The sequence below is a fragment of the Sphingobacterium sp. UBA7631 genome, from assembly GCF_002483935.1.
GTDB lineage: Bacteria > Bacteroidota > Bacteroidia > Sphingobacteriales > Sphingobacteriaceae > Sphingobacterium > Sphingobacterium multivorum.
On record NZ_DLIX01000005.1, the window covers coordinates 303,057 to 324,269 of the forward strand.

Annotated in this window: 18 protein-coding genes; 9 read left to right on the plus strand and 9 right to left on the minus strand. The window is 40.8% G+C overall.

What is annotated here, in order from left to right; all coding sequences use genetic code 11:
- Positions 1-131 precede the first annotated feature (131 nt).
- Complete coding sequence (gene holA / locus B3P16_RS09835) at positions 132-1,139, minus strand: DNA polymerase III subunit delta (RefSeq protein WP_070565514.1); 1,008 nt, start codon at positions 1,137-1,139, stop codon at positions 132-134.
- 498 nt (positions 1,140-1,637) lie between these two features.
- On the opposite strand from holA, the gene B3P16_RS09840 reads away from it, so the two are divergent.
- From B3P16_RS09840 to B3P16_RS09875, 8 genes are all read left to right on the plus strand, one after another.
- Entirely contained in the window at positions 1,638-2,099 is a 462-nt protein-coding gene (locus tag B3P16_RS09840; RefSeq protein ID WP_070565516.1) for a type I restriction enzyme HsdR N-terminal domain-containing protein, read from the plus strand.
- Positions 2,100-2,267: 168 nt separating this feature from the next.
- On the plus strand, positions 2,268-2,969 hold the full coding sequence (gene clpP, locus B3P16_RS09845; protein WP_046674530.1) for an ATP-dependent Clp endopeptidase proteolytic subunit ClpP: 702 nt from the start codon (positions 2,268-2,270) through the stop codon (positions 2,967-2,969).
- Positions 2,970-2,971: 2 nt separating this feature from the next.
- Positions 2,972-4,222 (plus strand): ATP-dependent Clp protease ATP-binding subunit ClpX, encoded by a 1,251-nt coding sequence (clpX, locus tag B3P16_RS09850; protein WP_070565518.1) that lies wholly within the window; start codon positions 2,972-2,974, stop codon positions 4,220-4,222.
- Between the two features lie 123 nt (positions 4,223-4,345).
- Positions 4,346-5,179: an AMP nucleosidase gene (locus B3P16_RS09855; protein WP_070565520.1), complete on the plus strand. Its 834-nt coding sequence runs from the start codon at positions 4,346-4,348 to the stop codon at positions 5,177-5,179.
- Positions 5,180-5,424: 245 nt separating this feature from the next.
- Positions 5,425-6,588 carry an efflux RND transporter periplasmic adaptor subunit gene (locus tag B3P16_RS09860; RefSeq protein WP_236586034.1) on the plus strand — a complete coding sequence of 388 codons (1,164 nt, stop codon included), beginning with the start codon at positions 5,425-5,427 and terminating at the stop codon, positions 6,586-6,588.
- Between the two features lie 77 nt (positions 6,589-6,665).
- Positions 6,666-9,818, plus strand: a complete 3,153-nt coding sequence (locus B3P16_RS09865; RefSeq protein ID WP_201639014.1) for an efflux RND transporter permease subunit — start codon at positions 6,666-6,668, stop codon at positions 9,816-9,818.
- Entirely contained in the window at positions 9,818-11,284 is a 1,467-nt protein-coding gene (locus B3P16_RS09870) for an efflux transporter outer membrane subunit (RefSeq protein ID WP_115045728.1), read from the plus strand. The genes B3P16_RS09865 and B3P16_RS09870 overlap by 1 nt, the downstream gene beginning before the upstream one ends.
- Before the next feature lie 25 nt (positions 11,285-11,309).
- A complete protein-coding gene (locus B3P16_RS09875; protein WP_070565692.1) occupies positions 11,310-11,522 on the plus strand; it encodes a DUF6965 family protein in 213 nt (70 codons plus the stop codon).
- A gap of 32 nt (positions 11,523-11,554) precedes the next feature.
- Here the strand turns inward: B3P16_RS09875 and B3P16_RS09880 are convergent, their stop codons facing one another.
- The 7 genes from B3P16_RS09880 to dinB all read right to left on the minus strand — a co-directional run bounded on the left by B3P16_RS09880 (position 11,555) and on the right by dinB (position 19,548).
- A complete protein-coding gene (locus B3P16_RS09880; RefSeq protein ID WP_070565524.1) occupies positions 11,555-11,932 on the minus strand; it encodes a response regulator in 378 nt (125 codons plus the stop codon).
- Between the two features lie 249 nt (positions 11,933-12,181).
- Positions 12,182-12,385 (minus strand): YwbE family protein, encoded by a 204-nt coding sequence (locus B3P16_RS09885; RefSeq protein ID WP_070565526.1) that lies wholly within the window; start codon positions 12,383-12,385, stop codon positions 12,182-12,184.
- A gap of 264 nt (positions 12,386-12,649) precedes the next feature.
- Positions 12,650-13,975 carry an RIP metalloprotease RseP gene (rseP, locus tag B3P16_RS09890; protein ID WP_201639013.1) on the minus strand — a complete coding sequence of 442 codons (1,326 nt, stop codon included), beginning with the start codon at positions 13,973-13,975 and terminating at the stop codon, positions 12,650-12,652.
- 16 nt (positions 13,976-13,991) lie between these two features.
- Positions 13,992-15,149, minus strand: coding sequence for a 1-deoxy-D-xylulose-5-phosphate reductoisomerase (locus B3P16_RS09895; RefSeq protein ID WP_201639012.1), 1,158 nt, complete (start codon positions 15,147-15,149; stop codon positions 13,992-13,994).
- A 15-nt stretch (positions 15,150-15,164) separates the two neighbouring features.
- Positions 15,165-15,971, minus strand: a complete 807-nt coding sequence (locus tag B3P16_RS09900) for a beta-carotene 15,15'-monooxygenase (RefSeq protein ID WP_070565532.1) — start codon at positions 15,969-15,971, stop codon at positions 15,165-15,167.
- Positions 15,972-16,179: 208 nt separating this feature from the next.
- Complete coding sequence (locus tag B3P16_RS09905; RefSeq protein ID WP_286842801.1) at positions 16,180-18,306, minus strand: S9 family peptidase; 2,127 nt, start codon at positions 18,304-18,306, stop codon at positions 16,180-16,182.
- Between the two features lie 144 nt (positions 18,307-18,450).
- Positions 18,451-19,548: a DNA polymerase IV gene (dinB, locus tag B3P16_RS09910; protein WP_046674520.1), complete on the minus strand. Its 1,098-nt coding sequence runs from the start codon at positions 19,546-19,548 to the stop codon at positions 18,451-18,453.
- Positions 19,549-19,813: 265 nt separating this feature from the next.
- On the opposite strand from dinB, the gene B3P16_RS09915 reads away from it, so the two are divergent.
- Complete coding sequence (locus tag B3P16_RS09915; protein ID WP_197084053.1) at positions 19,814-20,218, plus strand: hypothetical protein; 405 nt, start codon at positions 19,814-19,816, stop codon at positions 20,216-20,218.
- 41 nt (positions 20,219-20,259) lie between these two features.
- Here the strand turns inward: B3P16_RS09915 and B3P16_RS09920 are convergent, their stop codons facing one another.
- Complete coding sequence (locus B3P16_RS09920; RefSeq protein WP_313553026.1) at positions 20,260-21,213, minus strand: exonuclease; 954 nt, start codon at positions 21,211-21,213, stop codon at positions 20,260-20,262.

Sequence of the window (21,213 nt, forward strand, 5' to 3'; positions counted from 1 at the left end):
TAGCGATAATAAAAGACGTTCTCGCTAAATGCGCGACAAAGTTAAACAAACGTTTAATTTAAACAAGTGTTTAATTATTAAATTTGTGTAAAAAAAAACACCATTTCTGGTGTTTTTGCTGTTGGATGGAATTAGTTAAGTATCCGATAGATCATTTCTTTTAAAATCTCTTCACTATTGAAATTGCTCGGCACATTGACACCTTTGGATTTCAAGTCGGTCTCCTTCAACACATTAAGCACATCGAAAGTTTTCCGTCTATTGTAATTCCGTGCAGCAAGCTCGTATTCTTTTAGAAAGAAAGGATGTACCCCCAGTTCTTTTGCCGCGACGGATTTGTCTATCAGATAATGGTATTTGAGAATCTTCGTGAAGTAGGTGGCAATTTGTCCAATAACCATCACCAGTGGATTATTTTTGGGATTGGCGACAAAATAATCGACGATCTGATATGCTTTTAGGGCATTACGTTTAGCCAAAGCAGTATTTAATTCAAAAACATTATAATCTTTGGAAATACCTATATTCCGTTCAACATCTTCCATGCTTATCTCTTGGCTCTTCGGAACATTAAGCATCAGTTTGTCAAGTTCATTGGACACCTTGGACAGGTCATTACCGAGATAATCCGCAATCATCACCGCAGCTTGCGGATGAATGCGCCAGCCCGCATCTTTCACATACGTCCCAATCCAGGGGCCAACCTTATCGTCGTATAGTTTGGCCGCATCAACAACTAGTCCCTTTTTTTCAAAGACTTTATAGACCTTTTTGCGTTTGTCAAATTTCCCATGTTTAAAACAGAACACAAGAATGGTTGTCGGTGTAAGATGCTCCAGGTATTTAGTTAACAGTTCTTCCGTATCCGATTTCCATTTCAGCTCCTGCGCTTCCTTAATAATAATCACCTGATAATCACTCAACATGGGATACCGTTTTGCTGCATTGACAATGGTAGATATATCAATATCTTTTCCATAGAAAATCGATTGATCAAAGCCCTTTTGTGCTTCGTTCAACACCGTCGCTTCCAAGGCGTCAGCAATGGTATCAATGAAATAACTCTCCTCCCCTTGCAATAAATACACTGGTTTAAAAGACCTGTTCTTAATATCGGATAAGATCGGATTGATGTTCATATTTAAACTATCGATAGTATTTATTTTCCCTGGGCCCAATTAAGCTCTTTACACGCGGCAACTTGTCTAAAGTTGCTATGGAGTACCCGGTCTATTTATTTATTTTTTCACTGCAGATCGGTTGCCCCATTACTTTCCCGCATCCAAACAATCTGCTACAGTCTAAAATGTCCCATGTTATTGCATCTTCACATGGTGTATCTAGTTCGACTATGGACATTTTATAGGAAGCAAAATTACGATTTTAATGGCAATTTAAGCGAGTAACCTTGCCGAATTAACGCTTTTATAATTGATTCATGTACGACCATCACTTTAAGCTATTGGTTTAAAGCCATGAACATTTAGCACCACAACTTCCACAATTCTGGTCAAGCAATACGGCCACAAAAGCAGACCTGAGGTTTTTTACAAAAAATCATCTTCGTCAGCAAAAAAACACCATATTTCATGCCTGATGAATGTATTTTTTTTGCTAAAATTTTAGTATATTTGTGTATGTTTTCACCGACTCCACTGAACTTACCGCCGTATCAAGCTAAAATATCTAAAAAGAACAATGCGATTTATATATTTGATGAGCTCAGAAAAAAGGATCTGGTATTAACACCGGAAGAATGGGTTAGGCAGCATTGGATCAACTATTTGTCGCTCATGAAAAATTATCCCAAGGCACTGATGCACATCGAAGGCGGTTTGAAATTAAATAACCTGCAGAAACGAAGTGATTTGTTAATTTATAACAGCAGCGGGCATAAGGTGGTCTTAGCCGAATTTAAGGCACCTCATATAAAAATTACACAACAAGTATTTGAGCAAATTGCAAATTATAATACAGTTCACCGTATACCATACCTGCTAGTAAGCAACGGTATGAATCATTATTATTGTAAAATTGATTTTATCAAAAAGTCTTACGAATTTTTGGAAGACCTCCCCAACTACAACGAAATTGACTAAGGAGCTATGCATGAAATAGATAAAAATTAATCCGGAGATTCAGTCTCCCTTAGGTCTTGAACGGGGAGCACCGAAAAAATGTAAAGTAGATGTAAAACATCTTTTCAATTTATTTGATTTTTAAAATATAGTTTTATATTAGTCCTACAGAATAGAAAAAATAAAAAGATGAATATAGATAAAAACGAATTCAGAAAATATGCAGTAAAGCATCACCGTATTGGAAGTCAACATGTTGATAGCTTCATTGCGCGTACAGAGACTAGCATTCCGACAAACCTTACGCCTTACATCGTTGAAGAACGTCAACTGAACGTTGCACAAATGGATGTATTCTCACGTTTGATGATGGACCGTATCATATTTTTAGGAAGCGGTATTGACGATCAGGTTGCCAATATTATTCAGGCACAGCTCTTGTTCTTACAGTCTACCGATGCACAACGTGATATCCAGATCTACATCAATTCACCAGGTGGAAGCGTATACGCTGGACTAGGAATTTACGACACCATGCAATATATTACGCCAGATGTAGCAACCATCTGTACCGGTATTGCAGCATCTATGGGCGCTGTTCTTTTAGTTGCTGGTGCAAAAGGCAAACGTGCAGCCTTACGCCACTCACGCGTCATGATTCACCAACCTTCCGGTGGCGCTCAAGGAGTTGCAGCCGATATGGAAATCAACTTACGTGAGATGATGAAATTAAAAGAAGAATTATACACCATTATTTCAGATCATTCTGGACAAACTTACGAATGGGTAGAAAAATCTTCCGATCGCGATTACTGGATGCGGGCTAATGAGGCCAAAGAATTTGGTATGATTGACGAGATTTTACTTCCAAAGAAGGAGATTATTAAATAACAATGGCAAAGAATAACGATAGAGACATTCATTGTTCGTTTTGTGGCATAAGCAAAAATGAAGCCCAGATGCTTATTGCTGGCAACGGTGCGCACATCTGTGACCGTTGTATCCAGCAGGCAGGCGAAATCTTGGCAGAAGAATTAAAACAACGAAAAAGTAAAACTTTACAGACAGCTTTAAAGTTGATCCGTCCTTTGGAGATTAAAACCCACTTGGACCAATATGTCATCGGTCAGGATGATGCCAAAAAAGTAATTTCAGTAGCCGTTTATAATCACTATAAGCGTTTAAATCAGAAAGTGGATAAAGACGAGATCGAAATCGAAAAATCCAATTTGATTATCGTGGGGGAAACAGGCACTGGTAAGACCTTGCTGGCAAAAACTGTCGCCAAGATACTTAATGTACCTTTCTGTATTGTGGATGCTACAGTATTGACCGAAGCAGGTTATGTAGGGGAAGACGTCGAAAGTATATTGACGCGTTTACTGCAAGCGGCAGATTACGATGTGGCTTCCGCTGAGCGTGGTATCATCTACATCGATGAGATTGATAAAATCGCACGTAAAAGCGACAATCCTTCTATTACGAGAGATGTATCGGGTGAAGGTGTGCAGCAAGCTTTACTGAAGATTCTCGAAGGTACAGTTGTCAACGTTCCACCGCAAGGCGGCCGTAAACACCCTGATCAAAAAATGATCGCGGTTAATACAAGCAATATCCTATTCATCTGTGGTGGGGCATTCGACGGTATTCAAAAGAAAATAGCAAACCGTCTGCGTACCCAGACAGTAGGTTATAAAATGAACGAGGACGAAGAGGAAATTGACTTGAACAATCTGTACAAGTATATTACACCGCAAGACTTAAAGAACTTTGGATTAATTCCAGAGCTGATTGGTCGTCTTCCTGTATTAACTTACTTAAACCCGCTGGATAAGGAAACCTTGCTGAGTATTCTGACTGAGCCAAAGAATGCTTTGGTAAAACAATATAAAAAGCTGTTTGAATACGAAGGTATTGAGCTAAAATTTGATCCTGACGTTTATACGTTTATTGTTGATAAAGCTGACGAATTTAAACTTGGAGCCAGAGGCCTACGCAGTATATGCGAAGCCATTATGCTGGATGCCATGTTTGAAATTCCGTCAACGAAAGAGCAGACGGGACAGAAAGCATTGGAAATCACGCTAGACTATGCGAAGAAGAAATTCGAAAAGTCTGATTTAAAAAAGCTTAAAGTTGCTTAAAAAAATCCCGTTCGCTGAACGGGATTTTTTTTTAGAAAAGAATTAAAAATCTTATATTACAATAATAACATAGCCATAACGGAATGTTGACAGGAAGATAAGAGATTCAAGAAATTAAATTTAATGACTATGACAACAAAGAAAAGTGCAAAGAATACCGTAAATAGTCCGATCACACCAGGTTTAAAAACCAAAGAAGAAATCGTGAACAACTGGCTTCCCCGTTATACCGGAAGACCTTTGGAAGAGTTCGGGGAATATATCCTTTTAACGAACTTTTCGAAATATATACACCTATTTTCTGAAATGCATGATAATGCGCCTATTTATGGAGAAGATAAACCGATGCAATCCGTCACTGCCGGAGGCATCACCATTATCAATTTCGGGATGGGAAGTCCAATGGCCGCAACCATTATGGATTTATTATCAGCAATTGCACCAAAAGCAGTGCTATTTTTGGGTAAAACCGGTGGAATCAAGAAAAAAATTCCTGTAGGCGAATTGATTCTTCCAATAGCCGCTATCCGCGGTGAGGGAACTTCCAATGACTACTTTCCACCCGAAGTACCTTCATTACCCGCCTTCGCCATGCAAAAGGCCATATCCACGACAATCCGGGATCACCAACGTGACTACTGGACAGGAACGGTATACACCACCAATAGACGAGTTTGGGAACATGATAAAGCCTTCAAAAAATATTTAAAATCAATCCGTGCCATGTGCGTGGATATGGAAACCGCAACGATATTCAGTGTCGGATTTGCCAATAAGATTCCAACAGGTGCTCTGTTGCTGGTTTCGGATCAACCAATGGTACCCGAAGGAGTCAAAACGTCTGTCAGTGATGTAACAGTTACAGCAAAATATGTAGAAGCACATATCAGCATAGGTATTGATGCTTTAAAACAGCTTATCAATAACGGATTGACCGTGAAGCACCTTAAATTTTAAGCTGTATTTCAACCAACATCATATTTTCCCTTTCTAGGAAAATATGATGTATCCCTCTCCATAAAACCATAACTATCAACCCCTTAAAACTATTAACTATTATTTTTGATTAATAATTGAACGCTTATTAACTAAAATTTGAGGTGTTAACAAATGTTAATCTTCACAATAATTAAACGATTTGTCGTTTATATTGTAATATTCATATTACTCAACACATATATCGTAAAAATTAATCAAGCATTGTGAAGAAAAAAACATTATCTATTTTTAACGTAACCTTTTTGATTTGTTCAGCCTTAGCCACACAGGTAAGTTGTTCTTCAAGTTCTTCAAAAGAAAATAAAACCAAAGAAAAAAACGTAGCCTTGCCAGTCTATACCGTCACTAAATCTGATGCCACCACCATCAAGGATTATTTGGGAACCATAGAAGGTAAAGTTAACGTGGAGGTCCGCCCACAGGTCGAAGGGCTGCTTCAGGAAATTTATATCGATGAAGGCTCATTTGTTCAAAAAGGCCAGAAACTGTTCAAGGTAGACCCCTCTACTTACCAAGAAAATCTCAATAACATGGTTGCTACGGAGCAAGTCGCCAAAGCCAAACTTAAAAATGCACAGCTCGAAGTCGACCGGTTGAAACCGTTGGTTCAAAACGACGTTATCTCCGATGTCAGACTGGCGTCGGCAAAATCAGATTATCAAGTAGCCAAGGCGACGTTGGACCAGGCCATCGCAGCCGTACGTTCAGCGCAGATCAGCAAAGATTTTACAGTGATCACCGCTCCGGTAAGTGGTTACATTGGCCGCATTCCAAAGCGTATTGGAAATTTGGTATCAAAAGGCGATAAAGAACCCCTTACCTATCTTTCAGACATCCAGGAAGTGTATGTATATTTCTCCATGAATGAATCTGACTTTCTTTATTTTTCCAAAGCACAGGCAAAAAAAGATAGCTTGGAAGGGAAAAAATACAACCAGAATCAAAAGCTCGTATTTCCAGAAGTTACTTTAGTCCTTGCAGATGGTGAGGAATATTCAAAAAAAGGTATTGTCGACGCCGTCAATGGCCAGATTAACCGAACTACGGGAGCAATCTCTTTGCGCGCCACCTTCCAAAACCACGACAACATACTTCGATCCGGAAGTAGCGGCACCCTTAAGATTGCCGAAGTAAAAAAAGACGTTCTTCAAATTCCGCAGATAGCCGTCAATGAATTGCAGGATAAAACCTTTGTCTATATACTGGACCAAAACAATAAGGCGCAAAAACGAAATATCCAACTGATGGGCAAAAGTAAAAACAATTATATCGTCTATACAGGCCTCAAGGAAAACGATCGCGTTATTACCAGCGGATTTGACAAATTAACCGACGGTTCACCAGTGACCCCGATTTTACAGAAATAATTATCGATCATTTTTGCATACTACCCGGTGCCAGGCATACTATGCACCAAAAGTAGCGTGTTTAAAATTCTATGTATATGCTAAAAACATTTATAAATAGGCCTGTATTAGCTACGGTGGTTTCTATTATCCTGGTTATCTTAGGCTTGGTGGGCCTAAAACTCCTGCCTGTCTCGCGCTTTCCAGAAATTGCCCCACCAAGTGTGCTTGTTTCACTAAGTTATCCCGGTGCTAATGCGGAAACCGTAGCAAAAAGTGTTTTGCTGCCTATCGAAGAAGCCATCAATGGTGTAGAGGATATGACCTATATCAAGTCGTCTGCCTCCAATTCAGGATCAGGAAGTGTATCGGTGTACTTTAAGACAGGTACCAATCCTGATATTGCTTCGGTCAACGTACAGACACGGATTTCCAAAGCAATCAGTTCCATTCCTGCCGAAGTAAATGAAGCCGGCATCACGGTCATGCCTCGGCAAACCGGTGTCATCATGACCATCAATCTCTACTCCGATCACCAGGATAGCGCCTACGATGAAACCTTTCTCCAGGCTTATGCACAGATTAACCTGATGCGACCTTTGCTGCGTGTCGATGGCGTAGCTCAAGTTTCCCGTTTGGGGGCCAGGGATTATGCGATGCGCCTTTGGCTGAACCCAGAAAAACTAGCCCTTTATAACCTCGTTCCACAAGATGTTATGAATGCTATAAAAGATCAAAACTTTGAGATTGCCCCAGGCAAATTTGGAGAAACCTCGGATGAAGCTTTCGAAACAGTGATCCGTCATAAGGGGCGTTTCACCACACCGGAGGAATTCCAGAGTATTGTGATCAAAACCAACACCGACGGTTCAGTGCTCTATTTAAAAGATGTGGCCCGGGTAGAATTCGGAGCTACAAATTTAAGCAGCGACAACAAGGTGAATGGCCATCCCGGTCTTACACTCAACTTAACACAGACCAGTGGTTCCAACGCCCATGATATCGATATTGCTGTCAGAAAGGTTCTTGAAGAACAATCAAAAACATTTCCAAAAGGCCTACACTATGAGGTGACCTATTCAGTACGTGATCAGATCGACGAATCGATCAACCAAGTGGAGCACACCCTTTTTGAGGCGTTTATCCTGGTATTTATTATTGTCTTTATCTTCCTGCAAGATTTTCGATCCACCCTGATTCCGGCAATTGCAATCCCAGTTTCCTTGGTGGGAACCTTCTTTTTTCTGCAGCTTTTTGGATTTTCGCTCAATGTCCTCACGATGTTTGCCCTGGTGTTGGCTATTGGAATCGTAGTGGATGACGCCATTGTCGTCGTCGAAGCTATCCATGAAAAAATGCACAGCACAGGATTGAAACCCAGAGCCGCAACATTGTCGACGATGTCCGAAATTACGGGAGCCATCCTGTCAATAACCATGGTCATGGCTGCTGTATTTTTGCCTGTAGGATTTATGGAAGGGCCAGCAGGTATTTTCTATCGCCAATTTGCCTATACCTTGGCAACGGCGATTCTGATTTCAGCACTCAATGCCTTAACTTTAAGTCCAGCCTTATGTGCTCTCCTACTGAAAGCCCCGAAACAGCATACCAATCAAGAAAGCAGCAAAATCAATCAATTTAAAGATCGTTTCTTTAAAGCATTCAATACGTCTTTTGATCGGCTGACGGCCCGTTATGTCGCTATTGTAGAAATACTGATCAAGAATAAAAAAATAGCCTGGGCAGGCTTAATTTTAATTACAGCACTTGGCATCGTGTTCATGATTAAAACGCCCAAAAGTTTTATTCCGACCGAAGATGATGGCTTTATTACATATAACATTGCCCTCCCTCCCGGCGCTTCATTGAGTCGGACTACTGAGGTTCTTCATCGTGCCGATAGTATTTTAAAGAAAAGACAGGACATCAATGGCATGACAACAGTCTCTGGTTTTAATGCCCTGGACGGAAGTTCGAGCCCGGCATTTGCTGCTGGTTACATTACCTTAAAACCACATGCCAAACGCGAGCACATCAAAAACATTAATGCGTTTATGGATACCATTAGGCATGATCTATCCCAGATCAATGAAGCAACGTTTACGGTGTTCCCCCGACCTACCGTACAGGGTTTTGGAGACTTTGCCGGCATTGAAATGGTTCTTCAGGATCGGATGGGTGGTGACATTCGGGATTTCAACACCATTGCAGATACCTTTATTAACCAGCTCAATACGCTGCCTGAAATTCGCAGCGCCTACACAAGCTTTAAATCAAACTTCCCTCAATATGAAGTAAATATCGATGCCGTAAAGGCAAAATCGCTGGGCGTCGAAATCAAAGATCTTATGTCTACAATACGGTCTTATTTTGCACGTGTACAGGCGAGTGATTTTAACCGGTTTGGTCGCCAATACCGCGTTTATGTTCAATCGGATTTCGACTTCCGGAAGGATCCCGAATCCTTCAATTCTATTTTTGTGCGGAATAGTAAAGGCGAAATGGTTCCTATTAACACCATATTAACTTTAGAAAAGACGGTGGGTCCGGAAACTATTACACGCTACAATCTGTACAACGCGATAGCGGTTAATATTACGCCAGCGGAAGGCTACAGTACTGATGATGCCATGCAGGCAATCCAAAAATTGGCCGACAATAAACTTCCGGGTAATTACGGTTTTGAATGGACGGGCATGAGCTATGAAGAAAGTCAGTCCGGTTCGCAGACGATCTTGATTTTTGCGCTTAGTATCCTATTCGTCTACTTCCTGCTTTCGGCTCAATACGAAAGCTATATCCTTCCTTGGGCAGTACTATTGTCCATACCAGTCGGCCTGATCGGCGTTTTTACCGTGATCAACCTGGTGGGACTTCAAAACAATATTTATGTGCAAGTCGGACTCATTATGCTCATTGGCCTCTTGGCCAAAAATGCGATTCTGATCGTGGAGTTCGCTGTCCAGGAGCGAAAAAATGGCAAAAGCATTGTCGAAGCAGCCATTAGCGGTTCAAAACTTAGGTTAAGGCCAATCTTGATGACCAGCCTGGCTTTTGTTGCAGGGCTGGTACCCTTGATGTGGACGGTTGGCCCCTCGGCAATCGGTAACCATTCGATCAGCTTCAGCGCCGCCGGCGGCATGCTCTTTGGTGTAGCTTTCGGCATCTTTATCATCCCCGTACTCTTTGTTGTATTCAAAAGTCTGGATGAAAAACTACATGATAAACTAGCTAAAGAAGAGGAAGAATAATGAAAAACATACAAAAATACCTTTCGGGAATATCGATCATCATTGGCCTCTTAGGCCTGATGAATGCCTGTAAGATCGGCAAAGATTATGTGCAGCCCAAACTCAAACTTCCGGAAAACTTTCGTGGCGATACGCTGGATTACTTCGGAGATACCTCCAGTATGGGCCTGATCCATTGGAAATCCTTCTTTCATGATCCCACATTGAAGCTATTGATTGATTCTGCCTTAGCCAATAACTTTGAAATGAAAACTGCACTGCTCAACCTGCAGATTTCAACGCGAGTCTTAGCGCAGAATAAAGCCAACTACCTGCCGAGTGTAAATGCAACAATTGCCAATGGAAACCGTACCTGGCGATCAAAGGACTTTGGCAGTGGTCCTCTGACTAAATACTACGATCATAAGGATGAAAAAGCGCCGCAAAATATGTTCGTCTATCAATCCATGTTTGGCTCTGATATTAATTTTAGCTGGGAAGTCGATATCTGGAAGAAAATAGGAAGCAAACAAGAACAACTCTTAGCCGAGTATTTGGATACACAGGAGGCAAAAAATGCGATACAGACCTCGATCATAACAGCTGTGGCAAAAGGTTACTTCAATCTCTTGATGCTCGATGCCAAAATTGAAGTTGCCAAACGGAACGTCCAATTAAACGACAGCACTCTCCGCATGATCAAGCTCCAATATGAAGCTGGTGAAATCACCGCCTTGGCGATCCAACAAACACAATCACAACGCCTATTGGCAGCCTCCCTCGTTCCCGAAATCGAAAAGGAAATTGCCATCCAGGAAAATGCGCTGCAGACACTTACCGGAAAATTACCCGACAGCATCAAAAGAGGAACTTCTTACGAGCATCTCTTCGCGGAGAGCAAAGACATCTCCCTGGGGTCCCCAATCGAGATTGTCCGCAATAGACCAGATATCCGATCATCTGAATTTCAACTGATGGCAGCCAATGCGAATGCGAATATCCAACAGGCTATGCGTTATCCGTCATTGACCGTGGGCGGCGTATTGGGGGTAAATAGTATGCTCCCTAAAAATTGGTTTAATATCCCTGGCGCATTGCTTGGTGGAATAACTGGAAATTTAACCACGCCTATTTTCAAAAACAAAACATTGAAAACACAGTATGAGGTTGCTAAATTGGAACGTGATAAAGCCGAAATCCAACTGCAACAAAAAGTTGTCGAGGCAGTCGCCGAAGTCTCTAATGCAGTGGTCACAGTCGACAAGCAACGTGAACAATTAGCTTTGGCTAAAGAAAGGGTCGATAACGCGCACCTGGCAGTTAAAAACGCAGGTCTACTCTTTAAAAGTGGGTATGCCACCTATCTAGAGGTCATTACCGCGCAAAGTAATGCCCTTAATAGCGACCTGGATCTCGTCGAATTACGACAACAGCATTTAGATGCATTTGTAGACCTGTATCGTGCGCTCGGTGGAGGTTGGAGATAAGGATTTAAAACTTTATTTTTGTGGTATGACTCCAGAAGAATTACAACACTATTTTCAATCCAAAGACTTGCCCGAAACCCTGGAAATACAGCAAGATATGCAGGTCTTCGATGTTCAGCGTTTCTTGAGCACAAGCTTCATCCATGTAAGCTTATGGAAAAAAGATTTAAGCAAATGTCCATCCTGGATTAGACTGCTGAAATTCAAGGATGCCTTAGAAGCAAAAGAAGAAGCCTAACATCTGTTAGGCTTCTTCTTTATTTATACGTTCTATAGGCTGGGCGCAAGTTGTTTCATTAATAAAGGCATCTGTTCTTTCGAAAAAATCTCTTCTGCCCCGGCGTCCCGCAATTCCATCCGCTCATTCTCATCACTGCTCGAAGTCAACCCAAATATTCTGATCGAGGGAAATCTTTCTTTCACAATTTTAGCCGTTTCTATTCCGTTTAATACAGGCATATGCAGGTCTAATATACATATCTCAGGAAGCTCATGCTCGTTTTCATGGAGGTAGTCGATCAACTCCCTGCCATTGGATGCACAATAAACCAAATCCAATAAATGTGATTGAGCCATCGCTCGCATCAACACATGATGAATCATCGCATCATCTGCGTAGACAATCGTACATCTATCTTTGGTATCCATTTGAATAAGCTGTCATTTAGTAATTATAAAAACAATATTATATAAATATGTAATAAAATAAAAAATACAGAAAAAAGTTAGCAATAATTATGTTATTATACAAATTTTATTTCAAAATGTCCAATATTAACAATCCAACAAACTTTTAGTTTGATTTATACAATAAGAACATCATAGGTAGCAATCTCTTCGCGTCAACAACGCTAGAAAAGATGTGGTAAAGAGAAAAGAAGACCGGTAGATTATCTCCTAAAAATCATCTTCAATAATTTCGGCCACTCTTCCTATTTGGCCGTCCGTCAACCTGACTTTAATCCCCCTCGAATGATAAGAGGACGATGTTAGCAAGTCCTTCACAATGCCTTCTGTTAGATTTCCCGTACGCTGGTCCTTTTTTAAGATTATATTCACCAACATACCTGGCTTTACATCTGCTCTATTTCTTCCATCCATGGTCAAACTTAGATAAATAGTTTTTTAAATGCAATATAAAAAATCATTTATTGTTGGAAAGACCTTCATCCTGAATGCAGGAAAAAGCGTATTGAAGTGAATGCAGGGCTATTGCATACATAAATGTTACAAATCAAATGTAAAGACCTTTTCCTGCTAGCACTGTCATATCACAAAAAATGGTCGGAAGAAATTCCGACCATCGTTGGCTTTTAGCTTTTTTTTAGAAATAGTCACCGTCAGCATTGACCGGCGACCGTTGATTTATTTAAATAACTTAAAGATATCGTTTCCAAATATAAAGACCATCAAGGCCAAAAGAATGAAGAAACCGACCATTTGTGCTTTTTCTAGGAATTTTTCACTCAATGGCTTGCCTTGAATCATCTCAACCAACAAGAACAACACGTGACCGCCATCCAAAGCTGGAATAGGCAATAGGTTCATAAATGCCAATGCCATAGACAACATCCCTACTAAGGACCAAAAACGGATCCAGTCCACTTCCGTGCCAAACAGAGTTGCAATGCCAATAGGGCCAGATAATGCTTTATCAGCACGCACTTCGCCTTTGAAAATTTTACCAAATCCTTTGGCGTTATCGGTAATCACTGTAAACGCTTTCTTTGCACCGATCGGAAACGCCTCCATCAAGGTATATTGCGTTGTAAACGATTTGATGGAATAATCACGATTGATCCCTATTCCCAGCATGGCATCTGCAGGAACAATTCCTTGCAAGGAAACTTCGGCCCCTTTGCGTAAAACTTTAATCGCAACCGTTTTATTGCTGTTCGCTTTTATTTGCGCCTTAAATTGATCGAAGAAAGGAACCTGTGTCTCGTTTACGGCAATAATGCTATCGCCTTTCACAAACCCCATTTTACTTGCCACCGAACCGGGAGCTACTTCAGCAACACTGGTCGTTTTAACCCGTGGCTCGATAAACTTCTCTCCTTTTTTGTCGGAAAGCGTGTTTAATAAATCAGCGGGGACTTTGACTTCTGCTGTAGCTCCATCACGCTCAACTGTAAGTGCAACTCCCCCCATCAATACTTTAGAACTGATCAGCTCCGAGTAATTTTCGATACGGTGACCGTCTATTGCAATCACTTTATCGCCAGCTTTCAAACCAATAGATTCACCAATGGCCCCAGGCACAATACCGTTTACCAGCTGATCCATTTTAATGTCTGTATTGCCCATTTTAAAAGTCAGCATCCAAAAAACAACAACACCGACGACAATATTGACAATAATACCGCCTAACATGACGATTAAACGTTGCCAAGCTGGTTTTGATCTAAATTCCCAAGGTTGTGGCTCCCCCTTCAATTGCTCCGTATCCATCGATTCATCGATCATACCCGCAATCTTGACATAACCGCCTAAAGGCAACCAGCCAATACCATATTCACATCCTTTATAATTGAATTTAAATAATTTCACTCCCCAAGCATCAAAGAACAGATAAAACTTTTCCACCTTGATACCAAATGCACGTGCTGCTAAGAAATGTCCTAACTCATGTAGAACAATTAAAATTGACAAGCCTAAAATCACTTGTCCGACCATAATTAAAACACCCATGTATGCTTTTTAAAATTTAATCTTTGATTATTTCCTTTGTTATTAACCTTGCGGCACGATCCGTCTCCAGATAATCATCCAGCGTAGGTGTCGCAATGAATTCTACTTTATCTAATGTCTGTTCAATAATCTCACTCATCTCCAAAAAACCAACTTGATCTTTCAGGAAAGCATCCACAACCACTTCATTGGCCGCATTTAATACACAGCTTCTATTTCCGCCGGTACGAAGGCTTTCATACGCCAATGCCAAATTCCGAAAAGTTTCCATGTCTGCTTTTTCAAAACTGAGCGTCGGATAGTCCATGAAATTAAATCGTTCAAAACTGTTTTCAAAACGTGCCGGATAAGTCAGTGCATACTGGATCGGTAATTTCATATCAGGAATCCCCATTTGGGCCTTCATGGAACCATCCTGAAACTGAACTAACGAATGTACAATAGATTGAGGATGTACAATCACATCCACCTGATTTATGGACAGATTGAAGAGCCATTTTGCTTCAATCACTTCTAGCCCTTTATTCATCAGGGATGCTGAGTCAATCGTAATTTTGGCGCCCATCGACCAATTGGGATGCTTCAAGGCTTGGGCCTTCGTAACCTGAAGGAGATCGGCACGTTTTTTCCCACGAAAAGGACCGCCGGAGGCAGTCACATATATTTTCTCAATTGGATTATGCTCCTCACCGGTCAAACACTGAAAGATCGCCGAATGCTCTGAATCCACAGGAAGCATGCGTACACCATATTCTTTCACTAAGGCCATTATCAGCTCACCAGCGACAACAAGTGTCTCCTTATTGGCCAGTGCAATATCTTTTTTCGATTGAATCGCTTTAACAGTAGGTTTTAATCCCGCAGATCCAACAATTGCATTCAAAACGATATCAACTTCTTCCAACTGCACCACTTCAACCAATCCGGCTTCACCCAAAAGAACAGCGATATCATATCCTTTTAAAGCATCCTGTACCTGATTATAGTGTAGGGAATCTGTTACCACCACTGCTTTGGGCTTAAACTCCAAGGCCTGTTGGATCAACAGTGTGACATTGCTGCCACAAGTCAGAACAATTGCTTCAAATGTATTAGGAAAGGCTCTTATCACATCCAAGGCTTGTGTGCCTATACTTCCCGTTGCCCCTAAAATGGCAATTCCTTTTTTACTCAAAACCTTTGCTATTAATTAAAATATATTATTTAAAATCTTTGGGTCTTCTCCCCCATGGTAATCCGCCATCATGGATCGGTAAGCGACCGAAACAACAATACTAGCCAGAGGTACCACCAAAAACGAGCTCACGAGGTTCAAAATAATAAAAATTATGTAATATTCTAAATAATTAAAATACATCTGTAGTAACTGGAAAAAAGCAAATACAGCCAAAATCAATAATAGTTTGAATACATTGCCTTTTGTCAATGCAAAACTGAAGCGTAATGACCGTAATGTCCCCGCGTGTTTATCAATAATGAAAAACGGATAAAATGCCACTCGAATAATCAGGATGAACGTCAATATGGCCGCAACAAAGACAACAAACATCGTAAAGTTGCTCATCAGCTCCATCCGATTGTCACCATTTTCAAATAGGTAAAGGAATGGTAAAGAGACGGCCCCCAATAGCATTAGAAGTGCTATAGAAAGCACCATAATACTCAACATAGCGCCAAAAAAGTATGCAAGCTCTTTCGTACTCGGGATACATTGGACGAGTTTCTTCTCCTGGTTACCATCAATCAGGCTTAAAATATACTTAAACAAAGTCATGTTCAATCCAAAATACATCACCATGAAAAAAAATGCCATAAAGCCACTCAACACCACATTGAAATCACTGATGGTGGTCGCGAGATAATTAGACAGTCCGGAGGTTACAAATAGTAAAAAACAAAGCCCCGCCACTGAAAAATAATGCCTTTTCAGCAACTCCAATGACTTATTAAAAACCTCGTTAACGGCAAAAGTACTTTCCTTTAGGAATTGAATCATTTTTTCTTTGAATAAACTTCTACAAAGATGCCATATTTTTTAATTTTCAACAATTTACACACCTAGAAAAATCACTTTTTTTATCATTTTTAACATAAAAAGAACGGTTATGGAAAATCTGTTATCCCAGATAGATGAAAACAGGCTAAAAATAGAAAATCCCCTATCCGAATGGATAAGGGATTTTCTATTTTGACCTTAACTCTTCCTATTTAAATTCTTTGGGAAGCGGCTTCTCCAATAAGTATTGGTAGTAGAAACGCGCACGCTCATTAAAATCATATTTACTTTTCGAACGGTCAAATCCATGACGGCTTCCCGGATAGATCATCAATTCAAAAGGGACGCTTCGATCCGTTAATTTATCGACAAGTTGGGTTGTATTCTGCAAATGAACATTGTCATCCATATCGCCATGCATAATGCGCAACACGCCTTTATAATTATTAGCATAGGTCAACACAGAACCAGCTTTATATCCGTCTGGATTGTCTTGAGGCGTGTCCATCCATCTTTCCGTGTAATGGCTATCATACAGATCCCATGAGGTAACCGGTGCGCCAGCAATACCAAAATCAAATACATCTGCCGCCTTCGTCATCGCCAAACAAGTCATATAGCCACCATAGCTATGCCCTGTAATAAGTACTTTGTTTTTAGCGACCCAAGGTTGCGATTTTAACCATTTAACAATTGTCGAATAATCAATAATTTCCCAGTGACCAAGATTGCGGTGCATATAAGCAACACCTTGTTTACCAAAATGACCAGATGCCCGGTGATCTGCAGAGACTTGAATAATTCCTTCATTGGCCCAGTACTGATTGGCCGTTCCTTTCCAGGTATCTTTTACCGTTCCCGCGTCAGGCCCACCGTAAATACTGAAAACAACCGGGTAAACTTTTGATTTATCAAAATTTGTCGGATAAGTGATGGTCAATGGAAGATCGAACAGTCCGTCATCTGATTTAAGATGTAAGTATTCGGTTTTACCGTAGGTATACGAGGCAAAATCAGCAGCTTTACTATCCGCTAGCTGACGTAAGACCTTACCTTGATTATCCAACAAAGCGAACCGATCGGGTGTACTCACATTGGAGTATTTGGTAATAAAATACTTGCCGTCAGGCGATACATTCACATCGTGCGAGTATTCACCGAACGTCAGACGTTTTAAGTTTTTACCTGAATAATCCACGCGGTACAAATCAAAACGCGCTGAGTTTTCTTTACGTGCGGTAAAATAGATCACCTTATTTTTTTCATCAATCCGTTTTAATTCCGTCACCTGCCATTCGCCGGTAGTAATTGGATTGACCAATGTTCCATCCAATTTATAGAGGTAATAATGCGCCCAGCCTGTCTTATCCGATTTTAGGATATAATATTTGTTGTCCGCCAGATACGTGATACGCTCATCGTGATCCAAATTGATCCATGAAGCCTGACGCTCATCGTAGATTTCTTTTTTTGCACCAGAATTTGGATCCACCTGATAGAACTTTAAATTGTTCTGATCCCGGTTCATCCACTGTACCATCACATTTTTACTATCAAAGGCCCAATAAGGCTGGCCAAAATACTGATCGTCTTTCTCGTTGAAATCAGCCCAGGTAACGTTGCCCCCTTCGAGGTGAACAATTCCTACCTTCACTTCCGGATTTGGGTCACCGGCTTTGGGATATCTTGTCTCCTCCAGGTAACCATGCTGGCCTTTGGACGAATAAATCGGAAACATCGGAACCTTGGTATCATCGAAACGCATAAAAGCGATCTTCCGGCTGTCGGGAGACCACCAAAAAGCTTTATATTTTGTTGGGCGCCCAAGAATTTCTTCGTAATATACCCAGGATGACCAACCATTGTAGATCACATCAGTACCATCCTTTGTATATTGCATTTCTTTTCCTGAAGTCACGTCCACGCTATACAGATTGCTTTTACGCGTAAAGGCTACATATTTACCATCCGGTGATAAGGTCGGATTCTGTTCAGCAACATCAGGAGAGTTGGTCAGCCTCTTTGCTACACCATCGGTACCTTTCAGGAAGATATCATTGTTCTCGACATAAACAACCGTCCCTTCTTTAGCGGGAACTGTATAAATGCTTCTGTGACCTGATTTAATGTTAACCTGATATAAACGACCATCATTTACATCATTTTCCAGATAAGCTGTCCCGTCTGCCCAGCCAGGATACTGATTGGTACGAACTGTCAACGATGACTTTTGCCCCCAGGACTGTGCAAAATCCAATTTCTTTTGTGCGAAACCAACCTCGTGCACAAAAAAAACGATAGACGCACCTAAGAGTACTCTTGATACCGTATTCATTAATTTTTGGATATGTTTATTAATTATTTTGGCTAAGATAAAGAATTGTGACAAATAACGACGATTTTGCCTGTAACAAGCTTAATTCACATATCGCGTACCATATGATTTAGCAAGGGCTCGATTAAACCAGATGATTCCTTACTAAGGATGTTGCTCGAAAAGTGCAAGCTGTATGCCTTCCTTTGGAAAATCAGCTTCTTCCACAAAATTTGATATCGAAACGCCCAACAACCTCACTTTGTTCACCAGCTCAACCTTGCTCAACAAACTATGAGCTGTGGCGTAAATTTTGTCTTCCGAATCAAAACTATTTTCTAGGGTGATACTTCGTGTCAACTGAACAAAATCGGCATATTTAATTTTTAAGGTTAAGGTTCGCCCAGATATTTCCTTTTTCCCAATACGTGTCCACAACTGTTTGCAGAGCCGTTGCAAAATGGTATTTAATTCTTCAAAAACTTCTACATCCTCACCAAAAGTATCCTCAATCCCGACCGATTTGCTGCTGCGATTGGGAACAACAGGACGGTCGTCTATCCCGCGTACGATACGGTAAAAAAAATGCCCCGTCTTTCCAAACCAACGTACGAGATCCTCTTCACGCTGTTTTTTTAAATCAAGCCCAGTAAACAGTCCCAGTTCATGCATTTTTTTTGCTGTCACCTTACCTACGCCAAAAAACTTGTCCACGGGCAATGACTCCATAAACTTGACAATTTTAGAAGGACCTATAAATGTTAAGCCGTTGGGTTTGTCCATATCCGAAGCAATCTTTGCAACAAATTTATTCACGGAAACGCCCGCCGAGACGGTCAAATTCAGTTCTTCTTTGATTGCTTCTTTAATGGCTTTGGCGATATCAATAGCCGAACCAATGCCCTGCTTGTCTACAGTTACATCCAAAAAAGCTTCATCGAGGGAAAGCGGTTCAATTAAGTCCGTATAACGGAGAAAGATCTCCCGGATTTGATATGAAACCTGACGATACACGTCAAAACGAGGATAGGTAAAGATAATATGGGGGCACAACTGAAGAGCCTTTCGGGAGCTCATCGCAGATTTGACGCCAAATTTTCGTGCTTCGTAACTGGCCGTCGCAACTACTCCTCTCCCATCCGGAGAACCACCTACTGCAATCGCTTTCCCCCGATATTCGGGAAAATCACGCTGATCTACAGATGCATAAAAGGCATCCATATCCAAATGAATAATCTTGCGATGTACCTGTTCGGGATCCATGATCCAAATTTACAAAAATTAGCATTACAGACTAAGAAAACCGAAAAATAACTAATAGAATTAGCAACTACAGCAAAGCCCGCAAACGGTAGGCTCGGGAGTCTCTTACTCCAATCACGCTCGGCAACTTTCTAGGCTACATCTAAACCATTCGTTATTATGCCGTTAATTTTTTATCTTTAGGTGAAACTATAGGTTAGGCGAAAAAGCATCCAGTCCTGATAGTCTCATAAACCACAGTAAAAAGACTTAAAAATAGCACATTATGGAAAATATGCCTGAACAAAAACCGAAAAAATCCGGATTTAAGAAGTTCTTACTTCTGCTGATCCTTTTTCTACTTGTGGGGGGTGGATCCTACGTTTACTGGAAGTATTACTATGTATTCGGTGAAGGCGTAAAATCTGGTTATCTTAATTATGCTGTAAAAAAGGGTAATATTTTCAAGACATACGAAGGTAAACTCATCCAGGAGGGGTTTGGAAGTATCAAAACGGGTGGTATCGCCAGCAACCAATTTGAATTTTCTATTGAAGATGATTCTATATTCCGTCAATTGGAGCTCAATAGTGGAAAGTACTTCGATCTGCGCTACAAAGAATATCATGGCGTTCTTCCCTGGCGTGGAAACACGGTTTATATTGTTGACAAAGTTGTCAATATGAAATAGAAATTTACGTTCCCGATTGAAGATTTTTCGACACAGCCTGCTTATGCAGAAAGCACATCACGCACGATCAATTTTTCGTTAAAAAAACTTTTTAAAATGGTCCCGTCACCGTGTAGTGTCCAAACTTCCTGGGGATTTACCATCTTAATGTAGTGAAGAATGTCATTCCAGTCCACATGATCTGAAATATACAATTCGATATCATTCTGTGCCTGTAAACGTTTCCAGCCTGAAGCAAATGCACGTAACACTTTGGTCGCCCTAAAATAACTGTTAAAAGTCATCGGCGGTACCAAATAAACTTTATTCTGTTCGCCCTGTTTCATTTCTTTTCTGTTGTAGGGCTCATAGTCTAATTTCTTCAGCCCGTGTTGGTCGTAAAAGCGATGGTAGGGCAATATTCCACTATGCACAAGCACTTTTCGCTCCGGACAGTATCTGTTGATCAAATCAGTAATCCGCTGCGCCTTGCCCAACACATAAGTACCTAATAAGATATTGCTGGCATGTCCGTCGAGTTTTTTTATCTCCTCCGCAGGATCTGGGTGTATAATATCCGGATTTGCAAATGTGCTTTCTGTAATAAGGACATCGGCTTGCTGCACTTCGATCGGCTCGCAAGTCTCATCAGCTTGCATTTTGTAATCGCCCGTGTATAGGTAGCGCACTCCCCGGTATTCCATCAGAATTTGTGCCGAACCCAATATGTGACCTGCTGGTAAAAATGTGATTTCGACCGCACCCATTTTAAACGGACTATTGAACAATTTAACCTGATATGAATCTTTGCGGTTTTGTTTATAGCGATAAGTCATAAACAATGAAGTTGCCTGCGTTGTATACACATAATCGTGTCCCGAACTGGCATGATCGCCATGGGCATGAGATACGACATTGTGCATGACGGGATTGCTCGCATCAATAAAAAAATCACCATAACGGCAATAATAACCTTCTGGTTTTCTGACCAAGAAGTCAGCTAATATGATCGACAT